The 16,919-nt window shown below is 67.3% G+C and carries 10 protein-coding genes; 9 read left to right on the top strand and 1 reads right to left on the bottom strand.

Annotation, left to right across the window (positions count from 1 at the left end; translation table 11 throughout):
- Window positions 1-181 precede the first annotated feature (181 nt).
- Entirely contained in the window at window positions 182-1,903 is a 1,722-nt protein-coding gene (locus tag Poly30_RS06410) for a transposase zinc-binding domain-containing protein (RefSeq protein ID WP_145195446.1), read from the bottom strand.
- A gap of 311 nt (window positions 1,904-2,214) precedes the next feature.
- Between Poly30_RS06410 and Poly30_RS06405 the strand changes: the two genes are divergently transcribed.
- The 9 genes from Poly30_RS06405 (at window position 2,215) to Poly30_RS06370 (ending at window position 16,918) form a co-directional block, all read left to right on the top strand.
- Window positions 2,215-2,667 (top strand): hypothetical protein, encoded by a 453-nt coding sequence (locus tag Poly30_RS06405; RefSeq protein ID WP_145195444.1) that lies wholly within the window; start codon window positions 2,215-2,217, stop codon window positions 2,665-2,667.
- Between the two features lie 242 nt (window positions 2,668-2,909).
- Complete coding sequence (locus tag Poly30_RS06400) at window positions 2,910-3,896, top strand: hypothetical protein (RefSeq protein ID WP_145195442.1); 987 nt, start codon at window positions 2,910-2,912, stop codon at window positions 3,894-3,896.
- Between the two features lie 237 nt (window positions 3,897-4,133).
- Window positions 4,134-5,804, top strand: coding sequence for an FG-GAP repeat protein (locus Poly30_RS06395; RefSeq protein WP_145195440.1), 1,671 nt, complete (start codon window positions 4,134-4,136; stop codon window positions 5,802-5,804).
- A 214-nt stretch (window positions 5,805-6,018) separates the two neighbouring features.
- Complete coding sequence (locus Poly30_RS28180; RefSeq protein WP_419191025.1) at window positions 6,019-6,189, top strand: hypothetical protein; 171 nt, start codon at window positions 6,019-6,021, stop codon at window positions 6,187-6,189.
- Window positions 6,190-6,309: 120 nt separating this feature from the next.
- Window positions 6,310-8,850: a WD40/YVTN/BNR-like repeat-containing protein gene (locus Poly30_RS06390; RefSeq protein ID WP_145195438.1), complete on the top strand. Its 2,541-nt coding sequence runs from the start codon at window positions 6,310-6,312 to the stop codon at window positions 8,848-8,850.
- Window positions 8,851-8,937: 87 nt separating this feature from the next.
- Window positions 8,938-10,653 (top strand): M1 family aminopeptidase, encoded by a 1,716-nt coding sequence (locus Poly30_RS06385; RefSeq protein ID WP_145195436.1) that lies wholly within the window; start codon window positions 8,938-8,940, stop codon window positions 10,651-10,653.
- A gap of 192 nt (window positions 10,654-10,845) precedes the next feature.
- Entirely contained in the window at window positions 10,846-12,270 is a 1,425-nt protein-coding gene (locus Poly30_RS06380) for a DUF1501 domain-containing protein (RefSeq protein WP_145195434.1), read from the top strand.
- Between the two features lie 11 nt (window positions 12,271-12,281).
- The gene (locus Poly30_RS06375; RefSeq protein WP_145195432.1) at window positions 12,282-13,712 is read left to right on the top strand and encodes a WD40 repeat domain-containing protein; all 1,431 of its coding nucleotides are present in this window, start codon (window positions 12,282-12,284) and stop codon (window positions 13,710-13,712) included.
- On the top strand, window positions 13,709-16,918 hold the full coding sequence (locus Poly30_RS06370) for a DUF1553 domain-containing protein (protein ID WP_145195430.1): 3,210 nt from the start codon (window positions 13,709-13,711) through the stop codon (window positions 16,916-16,918). Before Poly30_RS06375 ends, Poly30_RS06370 begins: the two co-directional genes overlap by 4 nt.
- Window position 16,919 lies beyond the last annotated feature (1 nt).

The raw sequence follows: 16,919 nt of genomic DNA, 5'->3' as shown, positions 1-16,919 counted from the left end.
CCACGCGGGAGCGCCCTGACGGCCGGCGGGCTCTTCGCTGAGCCGAACTCGCCCGATTTCCCCCTCTCCGAACGGCACCACCGGTTCGCTTCACCACGACCTTCAGCCAGCACCCTCCCCGAGAATGCTGGCTGATCTCATTTCACCGAGCCCGATGGCCCGCGCGCCGCTCTCCTGCGCACTACTTCCCGAAGTCCAGCCGCCCTTGCCGAAGCGGCATCGGTATTCGTACTTCGGACTCTGCTGGTGGTGAGCGGCTCGGCCCTGGCGATGACGGGTCTCCCCCACCCAATGAACCGGATGATCTCCTCGCCGCCGCTCTCACCCCCTCCAACACCTTCCGCGCTGTCTCCCGATCTGTGATCACGGAGATCATGTGCCGACGCCCGCGGCAGCGCGGACATCTCAAAACGTCTTCTCCGAAGACTCTCTTCAGAAGATCCGCCCAGCAAATATAGCTCTGACTCTTCGGTGGCTCCCCCAAACCCATCGAGACGTCATCATCGGCGACGTCGACATCCTTCGGCTCCTTCCGAACCACCGGCCGCGGCACGACCTGATCGCGCAATGGCGAAGCAGGTGCAAGCACCCCCTGATACGTCAGCTGGTGCTCACGCGGATGCGGCACGATCGCCGCCAGCCGCGCGAGGAACTGGTAGGGCGTCATGACGAATCCCTTGGTCCCATCTTTCCATGGCTTGCGTAGCAGCCACGAGACCATCCCATCGGGACGCACCTCGAAGCGCTCGAGACTGATGGCGGGCCTCGTCACATAGCGGCAGAGCTTCTCCAGCTGCGCCCGCTGGCCCTTGCGGATCAGCGTCGCCGCGTGCAACGAGAACCCACCTGCGTTCATCACCAGTGGAGGCGGCACGTACTGACTCCCCCAACCCGACGACTGGAATGCCCTGGAAAGATCAGGGTCGATGAGGCGTTTGAGCGGCTGCCCAGCACCCGGGCCGAAGGGCACCAGCGACTTCACCGAGGCCGCCTTCAGGGCTGGAAAGAACGCATCATCACGCGCGTCGCCAAAATCGAGAAGCTGATGCTCATGCTCACTCGAATCCGCGAACTCAGCAGGTGCCTCGTCGCCTGCGCGCGGCGGAAGGCCGAGCGCAATCGGATCCAGACCATAGCGCTCCAGCACGCGACGGATACGCTTGATCACGTCGCCGTGGACACGTTCGACCTCATCCGACTTGAGGGGGCCCGTGGGCAGGAACACGGGCGGATCGAAAGGGCCGCGCGTGACGTAGACTCCATCCAAGTAGAGGGAGTGTTGATGTACGTTAAGTCCCAACGAGGATTCAAAACGCTGCGTCGAGTTCACGGCGCCGACGTCGAGCCGGACCCGGACCAGGGAGTCAGGAACGGAAGCTGCCGCTTCCACTGGGTCGCCCTTTGGGTCGCCTTGCATTTCTTGCCGCTGACGATCCAGGATCACTTGTCCGCGGCGCTTGTAGGACGCAGACACCGCGCGAATGTGGGCCCGCGTGACCTCTCGGCAGAGCTCCGCGTTCATCGCCATCGCGAGGCGCAGCGGCTTGGGGACCGTGAGCACCCACTGGCGCACATCGACATCGGGGAAGACCCTGTCGACGATGTGCGCGGCCGTCTGCGCCATCTGGCGCCCGCCGCAGGAGGAACAGATGGTTCGCCCCTTACAGGAGAACGGCACGATCGTGTCCGTCGCGCAGGAGGGGCAACGGAGGCGGCTGAAGCCGAATGCTGGATCGCCGCATTCGAGTAGAGCCTCGAATTCCTGGATGACGTACTTCGGCAGGGAACGACCGCCGTGCTCGTCCTCGAACTCCGCGAGGAAACCGGGAAGGTGGGCCCGGACGAAATTCTGGAGCGGCGAGCGGCCCCCCGTGCCCCTGAAGATGTCCGGTGGATCGTCCATTCCAGAGGAACGGACCGGTCGAGCTCGAAGCGGGTTGCGCGCAAGGCTCCATGGCCACGCTACGCCTCAGAGACGTAGCTTGGGCTGCTGGTATCGCTCCGGATAGAGCCCATCGAATCGATCGTTGTGAGCTGTCAGATGCTCACGAGCGAGTGGAGCTGTGACCCACCGCTCAGGTGTGGCCAGGAGGGTTCCACTGCCCCGCCCACTTACCATGACACTCCCCATGCTCCGCCTCGCCGTCCTTCTCCTCGCCGGTTCCATCGTTACAGGCCAGGCGCTGTCGATGGAAGCTTGCTTGCTCAGCGATTGTGGAATCGGACTCGTGCTCGACGACCCGACCTTCGTCAGCGCCGCGGGGAAGGACTCTCGACGCGCGAGTCAGCGATAACATCGGGGCGTTCGAATTCGCGACGCTGCGCGGCTCTGACGCCACGGTCGCCAGCGCACCCTACGAAGTCCAGATCTTCGGGCCGCCCGGCACGACCGCGCAACTCTTCACCGCGCGGACGTCCCCTGCCGTCACCGGAACCTACCTTCGCACGCCGTCCGGCCTCCAGGGACTCGACCCGAACACCCTGCGCCTGATCGGCACCGTGACGGTTCCCTCCGGCGGAGCGCCTGGCGTGCTTCAGATCCCGATCTCCAGCGATCCGGCGCTCATCGGCACCACGCTCTTCCTGCAGGCTGCCCTCTCGAGCTCCGCGTCGCCCACGGGGATGGCCTGGAGCAACCGACTTCGGGCGCTGATTCAAGCCCCCTGACCTGGCACCCTGACGAGCCGCTCTCGCCCCCCGTCTTCCTTGGCCGGGGGCATGCACATCACCCACGGTCAATCCTTTCCCCATGACTCTCCTGTTCGCCGTGGCCGGAGCCCTCTACGCCCCCTTCTGCACTCCCCAGAGCATCGAGCGAAACATCGTCATCGTCGCTCTGGCTCGACGTGCATCCGCGTCAGCGGATGCGCCAGGGGCGATTCCGTCCGCTCCGCACTATCATGGCACCCATGAGACGGATCATCCACACGGCCACGGGCGCGCTCGGTTTCGCGCTTCTCTCCTCCCTCGCGTCTTCGCAAACGGTGCGGATCACCTTCGAGTCGTTCCCGGGACCGGACGGCCAGCTCGGCACCTTCGATGACGTGCCGATCGTAGGCTTCGACAATTTCGCCGACCAGACCGACCAGCTGACGAACGAGTTTTCGTCCCTCGGCGTCGAGTTCCTTCCGGCCCCGCCGATCGACAACCAGAACGAGGTGCTCGACGCATCGAGCATGACCAGCAACCCGGCTTATACGGCGCCGAACGCCCTTGTGTCCCTGGGCTTCGCCCCGGTCGAGTGCCGCTTCCTCCACGACGTCTTCAGCGTCTCCGCGCTGATCGGCATCGGTACCGGCACCGACACGATGTGCATCTACGATGCGCAGGGAACCGTGCTCGCATCCGCGTCGGGCAACGACAACGTCGTCACGCTCACGTCCACGGTGCCGATCGCCCGAATGACGGTCGTCTCCAGCTCGGTAGCCACGCCCGTGATCGACAACCTGGAATTCACCGAAGGGACGGTCGTGGGAACGAACTACTGCCAGGCAGCCATCAACTCCACCGGACGGACGGCCCGAATGGTCTACGCGGGCAGCCCGGTGGCGTCGATCAACGACGCGATGCTCGCAGGAGCTGACCTGCCACCGCTGGCCTTCGCTTTCTTTCTCGCCAGCCCCATCCAGGGCTTCGCGGCCAACCCGGGCGGAAGCGCGGGCAACCTTTGCCTGGCGGGCCCCATCGGTCGCTACGTGGGCCCGGGCCAGATCCAGCAGTCCACGCTCGCTGGATCCGCGAGCCTGTCGATCGACCTGAATGCCACCCCCAGCCCGACGGGATTCATCCGCATCCAGGCTGGCGACACCTTCCACTTCCAGTGCTGGTTCCGGGACAGTTCGCCGAGCGGGCCGACTTCGAACTTCACGGACGGAATCCAGGTCGTCTTCCAGTAGCTGCCTGCGTTCTCACCCCACCGACCGCGGATCCCCCCGTACCGGACCTTGATGCGCCGACGATCGGCTCCCCTCGCGTGCAGAGCGGTTGGGAGCGTTCGATCCGCCGCAGATTGGAACCGCTCCCGGGGAGGCCTGATGATCCGAAGGGGGTAGAAAGGGCGTGGCGAAATCTCTTCGAGGGGATTCTACTCGGGGCTCTTCCCCTCCCCCCTCCCCCCCCCCCTCGTTCGCACCATGAAGCCGTACGCTCTCGCAGCTCTTTCCGTCACGATTCTCAGCTCTAGCCACGCACTGGCACAGTGCGAGCTACAGCGCCTCGCCCTCGCCAACCCGACCCAGGCGAGCGTTCTCGGATGGAGCGTCGCCATCGAAGGCGACCTCGCTGCCGTCGGCTCCATCGGTACGGATGAAGCCTGCCCTCTGGATCCGAACTGCAATTCGGGATCGGTGCAGGTCTACCGCCGCACCGCTGGCGTCTGGGCCTACGAAGCCACGCTCACCGCCAGCGACGGCAGCGCTGCAGCTCAATTCGGTCAGAACTGCAGCATCTCCGGGAATCGTATTCTCGTGGGAGCGCACTTCGACGGTCCTGGCTCGGCCTACGTCTTCTCGAACAGCGGCGCAGGCTGGGTCGAGGAACAGAAGCTCACGGGAAGCGATTCGCAGAACCTCTTTCACTTCGGGCACTGTGTCTCGCTGGACGGCGACACCGCCCTCATCGGAGTCATGCGCGACAACTTCGCGGGACCCGAAACGGGTGCGGCGTTCCTCTTCGAAAGGGTAGGTGGAGTTTGGACCGAGACCGTCAAGCTCACCGCGAGCGATGCGGCGGCCCAGGACCGGTTCGGCCGGTCCTGCGACTTGAAGAACGGGATCGCGATCCTTGGCGCTCACCTCCACGACGGCGTCTCGCCGGACGAAGGGGCCGCGTACATTTTCGAGCGTGACGACGCGGGCACGCCCGGCGACCCGCTGGATGACAGCTGGCCCGAGGTCGCCAAGCTGGTCGCAAGCCAGCCGATGGCGAACGAGCTCTTCGCGCGGGCCGTTGGACTCGAAGGCGACCTCGCGGTGATCGGCGCCTCCAAGGCGACGGGGATGGCACCCGACTCGGGCGCGATCTATCTCTTCCAGCGTGATGCGAACGGCGCGTGGACAGAGTCGCAAAAGATCGTCGCCGACGACGGAGAGGCCGCCGATCGCTTCGGCGAGAGCGTGGCCATCGACGGGGATCGCATCGTGGTAGGCGCTCCAGGTGACGACGACAATTCGGCCCAGGCGGGTGCGGCTTACCTGATCGAACGGACGCCCCTGGGCTGGGTGCCGACCTTGAAGTACACCGCTGCCGGCGTGGACGCCAGTGCGTCTCTTGGCACGGAGATGACGGTGGACGTCTCGGGCGGAACGGCTCTCTTCGGCGCCCCGTTCAGCAGCCTCGACGTATCGATCGGTGGTGGCGCGTATCTCGTGGACCTGACCGACTGCCTCGGAGAGCTCTATTGCGCGGTCACGGCGAACTCCACCGGATCGCCGGGCCTTGCAAGCGCCGCAGGCTCGACCCTCGCCACCGCGAACGATCTGATCTTTGGCGTCAGTTCCCTGCCGACGAACGCGTTCGGCTATGTCCTCGTATCGACAACCGAAGGGTTCGTCACGACCCCAGGTGGAAGCCAGGGCAATCTCTGCCTGAGCGGGCAGATCGGACGCTTCGTCAACGCGCTCTTCAACACGGGAGCCACCGGCACGGGCTCGACATCGATCGACCTCTCGGCAGTTCCGTCGCCGACAGGTCCCTTCGCCGCTGCCCCAGGGGACACGCTTTACTTCCAGGCCTGGCACCGCGATGCAGCCGGGGGTCAAGCGACGTCGAACTTCACCCAGGCCCGACGCATCCGGCTTCGCTGACGCCTTGGCCGTCGGTCCCAAGATCCCCCCAGTTCAGACCATTTCCTCCCTGCCAGATGCCATTGGGGTTTGGCGCAACGCCGCGAGCGCGGATCCTGGCGGTGCTCGCGGAATTGCATTCTGTGGCGCAGACTCCCAGGGACGAGAGGCCTGGCGCCCGCCGCTCTCACGGCGAATTGAAGGTTCGTTTAGCTCCCGCGTTTCTCCTGGTGTCATGAATCAAGACAACCAAAAGAAGAACGACGCCCCGAAAGACGGTGAGACACTGGCAGAGGAGATCAAGGATCTGCAGAACGCAGGTGCGGAGCAGGACCCGACGGACGGCCGGGGGATGCCCGGTGACGGAAGCGGCGGCGCGACGGGCCCGGGCGGCTCGTCCTCGTAAGCGGATACCGAGGGCGTACGGCGCGGAAGCGATGGGGCTGCTAGGCTCAGGGACTCTCCTGAACCTGCCCTCCCTCGCGGAAAGACGCAGGCTGTCGTGCTGATCCCCCCTTCTTGCCGTATGTCGCCATCCTATTCGCACCTCTCGCGCCTGGTTCTTCCCTCCCTCGGACTTCTCTTCGGCGCGGGCCTCTGTTCCGCCCAATCGGTGAGCCCGGAGGATCAGCAGAAGGCAAAGCTGGAGCAGCAGCTCGAAGCCCTGCGCCAGCAGATCGATGAACTCAGCGGCTCGCTGGACGATCTGCTGGATGATGTTTCCGATGGTGCGGGCCATGATCCGGAGCGTCGCATGGCGTGGTGGCGACAGCACGTGGCCGCCGAGGAGGCCTCGCCCTTCAAGGACCTGAAGTGGCAGTTCATCGGGCCGACGAACATCGGCGGACGCGTCACCGACGTGGCTGTTCCCGGAAGTCGCGGGCAGAACTACGGGATGTACGTGGCCACCGCCTCGGGTGGAGTCTGGCGCACCCGGAACGAAGGCACGACCTGGGAGCAGGTCTTCGACGACGCTCCGACCGCGTCCATCGGCAACCTCGCCCTTTCCCCTTCCGAGCCGGCGCATCTCTGGGTCGGCACCGGCGAGGCGAACATCTTCCGCTCTTCCATGGCGGGCGCGGGCGTCTGGCTCTCGAAGGACCGGGGCGAAACGTGGGAGCACAAGGGCCTGACGGCGACCCATACGATCTCCCGGGTCCTCGTGCACCCGGAGGATCCGAACACGGTGTACGTGGCGGCCTCGGGCCACGAGTGGACCGACAACCATGAGCGGGGCGTCTACCGAACCCGGGACGGCGGTGAGAGCTGGGAGCACGTGCTCTTCATCGACGACCGCACCGGCGCCATCGACCTCGTCATGGATCCCGTCGATCCAGGGATCCTGTACGCGGCGACGTGGGAGCGCATCCGTCGACGCTGGAACGACCCGCGCAACGAGGAAGGCTACGGCCAGTCCTCGATCTGGCGCACCATGGACGGCGGCGAGACCTGGACGGAGGCCGCGGCCGGGCTGCCCGCGGGCCAGTTCCGCGGGCGGATCGGCATCGACGTGGCTCGCTCGAATCCGGAGGTGCTCTACGCCTTCGTGGACAACTACGAGATGGTAGAGCTCGACCCCGAGGAGGACGCGGGGACCGACTCCTACGGACGCAAGCGCGAAGCTCACATCAAGGGAGCCGAGGTCTATCGCTCGAACGACCGCGGCGACTCCTGGACCAAGGTCTCCGAATCGAATGACTACATGGAGGGGCTCTCCTCCACGTACGGCTGGGTCTTCGGGCAGATCCGCGTGGATCCCGGGAACGAAGAGCGCGTCTACATCATGGGTCTCGCGCTCAACGTCTCCGACGACGGCGGCAAGACCTTCCGGCGCCTCCGCGGTATGCACGGCGACCACCACGCCCTATGGATCGACCCGGAGAACACCGACTACCTGGTGAACGGAAACGACGGCGGCGTGTACCTGTCCTACGACGCGGGTGCGAACTGGCGCTCGTTCACCGATCGGCTGAACCCGGTGCAGTTCTACAACGTCGGCTACGACATGGGCGAGCCCTTCAAGGTCTACGGTTCGATCCAGGACCACGGCAGCCGCAGCGGAGTCGTGGACCTCTCGAGGGGCCGTGATCGGGTGCCTGCGGTCGAGTTCGAGTACGCGCCCGGAGGCGAAGCCAGCTACCACCAGGTCGACCCGACCGACGAGGCCGTGGTGTACTCGGCCGGCTTCTACGGACGGGTGAACCGTAGCGATCTTCGTTCGGGTGAGCTTGCGCGGCTCGCGCTGGAGGCAGAGGACGAAGAAGACGAGGAGGACGACGGCTACAGCATCGCCCCCGAGGCCGAGCTGCGCGGCCAGTGGCTGGCGCCGTTCCTGATCTCGCCGCACAACCCGCGCATCCTCTACCACGGGATGAACAAGCTCTTCCGATCCATGGATCGCGGGGACAAGATCGAACCGATCAGCCCGGACCTCTCGCGCAACGACCCGTCGGAGCTCGGCGACATCCCCTACCAGACGATCACCACCCTCTCGGAGTCGCCCCTGAAATTCGGGCTGCTCTACGCGGGCACCGACGACGGACGGGCGCACTGTTCGCCGGACGGCGGGACCACCTGGAACGACATCACCGCCGGCCTCGCGAACGAGCGCTGGGTGAGCCGCGTGGTCGCGTCGCGCTACGACGAGAACACGGTTTACCTCGCGCAGAACGGCAAGCGCTGGGACGACTTCCGCACCTACCTGTGGCGCTCGACGGATCGCGGCCGGACCTGGAAGGCGATCGGCCAGGACATCCCCTGCGGGCCCGTCAACGTGATCGCGGAAGACCCGAAGGACTCCGAGGTGCTCTACGTGGGCACGGACCTGGGTGTCTACGTGAGCGTGGACCGCGCCCGCAGCTGGCAGCCCCTCGGCGGCGACCTCCCCACCACCTACGTTCACGACCTCGTGGTGCATCCCCGGGACGACATGATCGTGATCGCGACCCATGGCCGAGGCATGTGGGTCATGGACGCGCGCCCGATTCAGACGTGGGGCGATCCTGCGGCGGACGAAGAGCCGGCCCAGGACGTGCCCGCAGAGTCGTCGGGGGAAGAGGCACCCTGAGCCTCGCCGCGCGGACGGCGCGTGCTGGTAGGATTCCGGGTCTTGCCAGACCCGGCTCACGCCTATCAGCACCCAACGCTCCGTCGCATGACCCACCGTTCCTTCGCGCACGTCCTCCTCGGAGGATTCGCCACTCTGCTCCTCGGTTCCTGCCAGGGGATCGACCCGGCGAGCGACCCGGCACCCGCTCCCTCCGACGCTTCGGTCGAAACCAGCGCCGCCCAGGACTTCACGGAACAGGAGCGGCTGCGCGGCTCCATCACCCCCGAGCGCAAGTGGTGGGACGTGCAGCACTACGGGCTCACCCTCGAGGTGATGCCCGACACGAAGAGCCTCGAGGGCTCGAACGTCATCTCGTTCCGAACCCTGAAGAAGGGCGATCGGATGCAGATCGACCTGCAGCCGCCGCTCGAGATCACGCGCATCGTCCACCGGGGCGAGGAGCTGCGCTTCGAGAGGAACGGGAACGTCTACTGGGCGGACTTCGCGGAGGCGATCCCCGCGGGCCAGGACGAAGAGGTCGAGGTTTTCTACGAGGGCGAGCCCCAGGAGAGCCTGCGACCGCCCTGGAGCGGAGGCTTCACCTGGGGCCGAGACTCGAAGGGCGGCCCGTTCATCGCCACCACCTGCCAGGGGCTCGGCGCCAGCGTGTGGTGGCCGAACAAGGATCACGGCTACGACGAGCCCGACCGCGGCGTCGACGTTCGCGTGACCGTCCCCGAGGACCTGGTCGCGGTATCGAACGGTCGCCTGAAGGACCAGAGCCGCGACGCCGAAGCGAAGACGCGCAGCTTCCACTGGCAGGTCACGAACCCGATCAACAACTACTGCGTCAACCTCAACATCGGCCACTACATGCCGATCTCCAGCACCTACGAGGGGAAAGGGGGCACGCTCGACGTCCAGTACTGGGTGCTGGAACACCAGGAAGAGAAGGCCAGGAAGCAGTTCCAGGAGGTGCCGCGCACCCTCGAGGCCTTCGAGCACTGGTTCGGCCAGTACCCCTTCTACGAGGACAGCTACAAGCTCGTCGTGGTCCCCTACCTGGGCATGGAGCACCAGAGCTCCGTCACCTACGGCAACGGCTTCGAGAACGGCTACCGCGGGCGCGACCTCAGCGAAACCGGCGTGGGCCTGAAGTTCGACTTCATCATCGTGCACGAGTCCGCCCACGAGTGGTGGGGCAACAACGTCTCCATGGACGACGTCGCGGACATGTGGATCCATGAGAGCTTCGCCAACTACGCCGAGAACCTCTTCGTCGACTACCACTTCAGCAAGGAGGAAGCAGAGGACTACGTCATCGGCTGTCGCAAGCTGATCAAGAACGACGTCCCGATCATCGGCACCTACGGGCTGAACCGCTCGGGTTCGGGCGACATGTACTACAAGGGCGGGAACATGCTGCACACGATGCGGAGCATCGTGAACGACGACGAACGATGGCGCCGGGTCCTGCGCGGTATCAACGAGGAGTTCTGGCACGACACCGTGAAGACCGAGGATTTCGAGGCCTACATCAGCCGCGAAACGGGGTTCGACTTCGGCCCCTTCTTCGACCAGTACCTCCGGACCACGAAGATCCCCGTCCTCGCCTACGAGGGCGTGGACGGCGGCGTGCGCCTCTGGTGGAAGAACGTCGTTCCGGGCTTCAAGGTTCCGGTCGACGTCCGCCTCAACGGCGCAGAGCAACGGGTGATCGTCTCGACGAAGCCGACCCCAATCGCCCTCGGCGGCCCGCTGGAGAGCCTCGAACTGGATCGCAACTTCTACATGGACGTGGAAGAGCAGGGCGCGGACTGAAGCCCAGGAACGGGTGGCGAGCCAGCCCTGGCCGCCGCCCGTTTTCGCCTTGCAGCCGAGTCGCCTCGCAGATGAGGCCCTTCCTCGATCAATCCATCGAGACGCTCACGCGCGGCGGATCCCAGGGACTGTCCCGGATCGGATCGATTGCACTAACTTTTGGCGGAGCGGTCTATCCTGCAAGGACCACCCATGCGCTCCCCCCACACACGCCGCGACCTCCTCCGCTTCGGCGCCGGCACCCTGCTCGGCCTGCCGCCTCTGCTCACCTTCGGCGGCCGCGCACTCGGCAGCCCAGCGCGCGCGGGAGGGAAGGGGTTCGGAAGCGCGAAGAGCGTCATCCTCGTCTTCCTCCAGGGCGGGCCCAGCCACATCGACCTGTGGGATCCGAAGGACGACGTGCCCGACGACGTACGGAGCTCGTTCAAGACGATCGCCAGCAAGGTCCCCGGCATGGAGGTCACCGAGCTCCTGCCGCGCCTCGCCCAGGTCACGGACAAGCTCACCTTCGTGCGCTCGATGAGCTACACGCCCGTCGGGCTTTTTAACCACACGGCCGCGCACTACCAGATGCTGACGGGCTACACGGCCGACAAGGTCAGCCCCTCGGGCCAGCTCGAGCCGCCGTCGCCCAAGGACTTCCCGAACTTCGGCAGCCACATCTCGCGGCTCATGCCCCCCACCGTCGCGACGCTGCCGTACGTGACGATGCCGCGGCCCCTCCAGGAGAGCAACGTCATCGGCAAGGCGGGCACGGGCGGCTTCCTCGGCCGCGCGTTCGATCCCTACACGCTGTTCCCGTCGGGCGACGACACCGACCAGTCGAAGATGGACCGCATCAAGGTCGACGACCTCGCGCTCCGCCCGGAGCTGTCGGTCGCCCGCCTGGCGCGCCGGGCGAAGATGCGCGGACTGATCGGAGAGACGGACGCCGACGTCGGCCGCGCGGTCGAGCGCTTCGATCTCGACGACTACACGGACACCGCGCTGGAACTCGTCCTCTCGGGTCGCGCCCGGGAAGCGTTCGACATCCAGGCGGAGCCGAAGGAGCTCCGCGATCGCTACGGACGCAACACCTTCGGCCAGAGCTGCCTGCTCGCTCGCCGCTTCGTCGAAGCCGGCACGCGCGTGGTCCAGGTCAACTGGTCCAAGCCCGCGAACTCGGACCTGCACTCCTGGGACGTGCACCTCGATCTCCAGCACCGCATGCGCGATCTGGCCGCGCCGATGCTCGACCCGGCGCTCGCCACGCTGATCGAGGATCTCGACGAACGCGGGCTCCTCGACGAGACGCTCGTCGTCGCCGTCGGGGAGTTCGGCCGAAGCCCGCGCAAGGGGCTGTCCACGTCGGGCAACGACAACGACGCCGACAGCCGCGATCACTGGCCCTACTGCTTCACGGCGGTCGTGGCGGGCGGCGGCGTCAAGCGTGGCCACGTGCACGGCGCGTCCGATGAAACCGGCTCCGCGCCGATCGCGGCGCCCGTGCACCCCACCGATCTTCTGGCGACGATCTACCATGCCATCGGGATCGAACCGCACACGCAGGTGATGAACCACCTGAACCAGCCCCGTGAACTCGTCAAGGGCCAGCCCGTTCTGGATCTATTCGCATGATCGCGCCGTCCATGGCCCTGCTCCTGTTCGTCGCCCCGTCCCTGCTTTCACCCCAGGAGGCAGCGCCGGCGCAGGAGCCCGCCCAGGAGCCCGTCAGCTTCGAACGTGACCTGCTTCCGATCTTCGCCGCGCATTGCCAGGGCTGCCACCAGCCGGCCCGATCGAGCGGCGACGTGCGGCTCGTCGTCCATGGGGATCTCCTGGGCGGCGACGCGCCGCTCGTGGTCCCGGGGAGCGCGGCGGAGAGCCTGCTGCTGGAGGTCATCGCCTCCGAGGACGGACTCCCGGCCTCGATGCCGCCCGAGGGCGAGCCGCTCGACGCCGCCACCGTGGATCTCGTCCGGCGCTGGATCGACGAAGGCGCGACGGACGACGCACAGGCGGTGCCCGCGGAGGCGCGCAACGGGGCGGGCGAGCCGATCTACACGCGGCCGCCGGTCGTGACGTCGCTCGCTTACTCACCGGACGGAGCGACGCTCGCCGTCAGCGGCCGTGGTGAGGTCCTGCTGCATCGCGCGGACGCCGAGGCGCCCTTCGATCCTCTCGCGCGCCTCGTGGGACTCTCTGACCGCATCGAGGCGATAGCGTTCTCCCCCGACGGCGCGCGGCTCGCGGTGTCCGGGGGAGTTCCCGCGGTCCGAGGCGAGGTGCAGATCTGGGACGTGGCGAAGGAAGAGCTCCTGCTCTCGAAGCAGCTCACGTTCGACACGCTCCACGGCGTCAGCTGGTCGGGCGACGGAACGCTCGTGGCCGTCGGCTGCGCGGATCACACGGTACGGGTCCTCGAAGCGGCCACCGGCAAGGAAGTGCTCTTCCAGGGCGCGCACGCGGACTGGGTGCTCGGCACCGCGTTTTCCAGCGACGACTCCCACCTCATCACGGTCAGCCGGGATCGCTCGATGAAGCTGATCAAGGTCGAGTCCCAGCAGTTCATCGACAACATCACGAGCATCACGCCGGGCGCGCTGCGCGGCGGCCTGATGTCGGTGGCGCGTCGACCCGGGCGCGATGAGCTGCTCGTCGGCGGCGCGGACGGGGCGCCGAAGACGTATCGAACGTACCGCGAGAAGAAGCGGGTGATCGGCGACGACTTCAACCTGCTGCGCGCCTTCGAGCGGCTCCCGGGGAGGGTGTTCTCCGTGGCCTGGACCCAGGACGGTGCGCGCTTTGCGGCCGGTTCCAGCCTGCGCGGCGCGGGGACCGTGCGCTTCTACGACGCCGAAGCGGAAGCGCCGCTCTGGAGCCGCGACGTACCCGGCGGCGTCTACACGGTCGCTTGCCGCGCGTCCGGCAGGGAGGTGGCCGCGGGCGGCTTCGACGGCGTCGTTCGCATCTACTCCGCGGAGGGCGGAGCGCTACTTCGAGAGTTCGTGCCCGTACCGCTCGAGCGCGCCGAATCTACCGAGACCACGGACTCCACCGACGGAGAGACCCGGCCATGAAACACGTCTTCGCCGTTCTGATCGTTGCGCTCTGGCTGCTCGTCGCACAACTCTTCGCCCACACGGAGGCCCCGCACACTTCGGCCTTCATCGCGCTCGACGTGGTGCCCGAAGAGGTCGTGCTCGAGGGACGCTTCGCCTACGTCCAGCTCATCACCATGGGCAGCACCGCCGACGGAACCGCGAGCGACCTGACGCGCGACGTCCAGGCGACGGGCGCCGAGGAGCACCTGAGCATCGACCCCCGCGGCCTCGTCCGGCCGATCGCCGACGGCTCGGGCGAGCTCTTCCTCCGCGTCGACGACCTCGAGGTCCGCGTGCCGTACCGCGTCTCCGGCATGGACGAGACGCCCGAGCCGCGCTTTTTGACCGACGTGATGCCGGTCATTTCACGCTCCGGCTGCAACACCGGCAGCTGCCACGGCTCGGCGGATGGCCAGAACGGCTTCCAGCTCTCCCTGCGCGGCTATGACCCGCTCTTCGACCACGGCTCGCTCACCGACGACCTCGGAGCACGCCGCTTCGACCGGGTCGCGCCCGGGAGCAGCCTGTTCCTCCTGAAGCCGATCGGGCGCGTCCCCCACGTCGGCGGCCAGGCGCTCGTCCCGGACTCCCACGACCACGCGCTCCTCGAGGCCTGGACCGAGCGCGGCGCTCCCTACGAGCCGGACGCCGCGCGCGTCGCGTCCATCGAGCTGCTGCCGAAGGACCCCGTGCTCCAGCATGTCGGCGACCGCCAGCAGGTCGCGGTCTGGGCGACGCTGAGCGACGGCACCCGGCGCGACGTCTCGGCCCACGCGTTCGTCGAAACGAGCGACATCGAGATCACCGACATCGACGCGCACGGTCTCGTCACCGGGCTGCGACGCGGCGAGTCGGCGATCCTGGCGCGGTACGAGGGCCAGTACGCGGCGACCCGCCTGCTCGTCATGGGCGACCGCGAGGGCTGGACCTGGAGCGCGCCTCCCGTGCACAACGGGATCGACGCCCACGTGTACGCGAAGCTCGAGGCCATCCGCTCCGAGGCCGCGCCCCTCTGCACGGACGCCGAGTTCGTGCGCCGGGTGCACCTCGACCTCACCGGCACGATCCCGACGGCCCGCGCCACGCGGCAGTTCCTCGACGATCGCCGGGACACGCGCGTGAAGCGCGAGGAACTGATCGAGCGCCTCCTCGGCAGTCCCGACTACGTTGACTACTGGACGAACAAGTGGTGCGACCTGCTGCAGGTGAACTCCGGGCTCATCGGAGACGAGGGCGCGCGGCGTTTCCACGACTGGGTGCAGTCAGCGGTCGTGAGCAACGCTCCCTACGACGGCTTCGTGCGGGACATCCTCACCGCCACGGGCTCGACCCTCACGAACCCGCCGGCGAACTTCTTCAAGGTCCACCGCGAGCCCGACCTCGCGATGGAAACCACGACGCAGCTCTTCCTCGGGATCCGCTTCAACTGCAACAAGTGCCACGACCATCCCTTCGAGCGCTGGACCCAGAAGGACCACTGGCAGCTCGCGGGTCTGTTCGCGCAGGTCAAGCGAGAGGAGGCCGCCGGCCCCTCGGAGGAGATCATCTCCGACGCGGACACGGGTGACGTGACGTTCCCGGAGACCGATGTGGTCGCAGAGCCCGCGTTTCCCTTCGAGCACGAGGGGGCCGCTCCCGCGGGCGGAACCCGTCGCGAGGAACTCAGCGCCTGGCTGACGGCGCCCGAGAACCCCTACTTCGCGAAGAGCTACGTGAACCGCGTGTGGAGCTACTTCATGGGCCGCGGGATCATCGAACCCGTGGACGACATCCGCGCCGGCAATCCCGCCAGCCATCCGGAGCTCCTCGAGGAGCTGACCGAGGAGTTCATCGCGAGCGGCTTCGACACGCGCTCGCTCATGCGCAAGATCTGCCAGTCGCGGGTCTATCAGCATTCCGTGGCCACGACCCGCTGGAACGAGCAGGACGACCGCAACTACTCGCACGCCCTCGCGCGGCGGTTGCCGGCCGAGGTGCTCTTCGATGCGGTCCACCGAGCATCGGGATCCGAGCTGCGCCTGCCCGGACAGCGGCGCGGCACGCGCGCGATGCAGCTCGTGGACGGCTCGGTCTCCAGCGAGGATGGGTTCCTGGAGGTCTTCGGCCGCCCGGCCCGCCAGAGCGCGTGCGAGTGCGAGCGCGGCACCGGCGTCACGATCGGGCAGGCGCTGAGCCTCGTGAACGGCCCGACCGTCGCGAACGCGCTGCGCGACGAGGACGGCGGCATCGCCGAACTCGTCCGCATCGAGCGCGACCCGGCCGGGATCATCGATGAACTCTTCGTCTCCTTCCTGAGCCGTCCGCCGAGCGCGGCGGAAGCGGGCGCCTTCCTCCCGAACCTGGATCCCTTCGCCCTCGAGAACCGAGTGGCCCTCGGGCCCGAGGGTGAGGCCCAGGCAGTCGCCGAGCAGGCGGCCTGGGAGGCCACCGTCCCGCCGCTGCCCGACTGGCAGATCCTCGACCGCGCCACGGCGTTCTCGGCGGGAGGCGCTCGCCTCGTCGTCGAAACCGATGGCACCGTTCGAGTCGAGGGCGACGCGCTGGACAAGGACGTCTACACGGTGATCGCGGGCGCTGGCGACGGTCCGATCACCGGCCTGCGCCTCGAAGCCCTCCCAGATGGCTCCCGCCCGGGACGAGGTCCCGGCGCCGCGGACAACGGAAACTTCGTCCTGAACGAACTGGAGGTCACGGCCATCTCGGTCCTGGACCCGGGCGTGAGCCGGCGCGTGACCCTTCGGAACGCGCAGGGATCGTTCGAGCAAGACGGCTGGGGCCTCGCCGGCGCCATCGACGGCCAGCCCGGCTCCGGCTGGGCGATCATGCCGAGGTTCGGCGAGCGCCATGTGCTGGTCGCCGAGACCACCGAAGACATCTCCTTCCCCGGGGGGACGCTGCTGGTGGCCACGCTCAAGCAACAGCATGGTTCGCAGCACGTGCTCGGCGCCCTGCGCCTCTCGACGACGAGCAGCCCGCGTCCGATCCGTCACCGGGTTCTTTCCGAGATGGCCATGACCGCGCTCGCGCTACCGAAGTCCGAGCGCACGCCGGAGCAAGCGGCCGCCCTGTATCGCGAGTTCGTGGCGGCGCGCCCCGGTCTCCAGGAGCGCGTCCGTCTAGGCGCGGCGCAAGACCTGGCGTGGGCGCTGGTGAACAGCCCGAGCTTCCTGTTCAACCGCTGAC

This window comes from Saltatorellus ferox (genome assembly GCA_007751475.1).
GTDB lineage: Bacteria > Planctomycetota > UBA1135 > UBA1135.
Note: the sequence above shows the minus strand (reverse complement) of the source record. Positions and strands in the feature narration are given on the sequence as shown.